General features: G+C 42.8%; 1 protein-coding gene. It reads left to right on the top strand.

Translation table 11 applies throughout. The annotated features are described in order from the left end of the window. A partial coding sequence (locus HT693_RS11060) for a hypothetical protein (RefSeq protein WP_205403227.1) occupies positions 1-507 on the top strand: 507 nt, incomplete at both ends.

The raw sequence follows: 507 nt of genomic DNA, 5'->3' as shown, positions 1-507 counted from the left end.
ACACCTAAGAAACCAGATGGCTCAACATACCCACGAGGAACTAAGGTAGAAATTCCAGGTGAAAATGGAACAACAATCACAGTCACAATTGGCGACAATGGTTCAGGCGAAGTGCCAAATGATAACCTTCCTAAGACAAAAGTTCCAGGTACAGGTAAAGTAACCGAACCGAACAAGAAACCATCACAACCAGTGGATGTAACAACACCAGCTCGTAAGACACCAACAGTAGAGTTGTCACAAGATCCTACTACAGGTGACGTTACAGTAACACCTAAGAAACCAGATGGCTCAACTTATCCAGAAGGAACAATCGTAGAACTTCCAGGTAAGGATGGTCGTCCAATTAAAGTGACGATTGGAGCAGATGGTTCAGCTAAGGTTCCAAATGATCAATTACCAGATACTACGGTTGTAGGTAATGCTAAGATTACAGAACCAGGTAAAGCAGCTGTGGAAGTTCCTAATGTAACAACATCTGATCAGAGAACACACACCACACAAGAA

The sequence above is a fragment of the Streptococcus sp. 2154 genome (assembly GCF_013277255.1).
GTDB lineage: Bacteria > Bacillota > Bacilli > Lactobacillales > Streptococcaceae > Streptococcus > Streptococcus pseudopneumoniae.
Note: the sequence above shows the minus strand (reverse complement) of the source record. Positions and strands in the feature narration are given on the sequence as shown.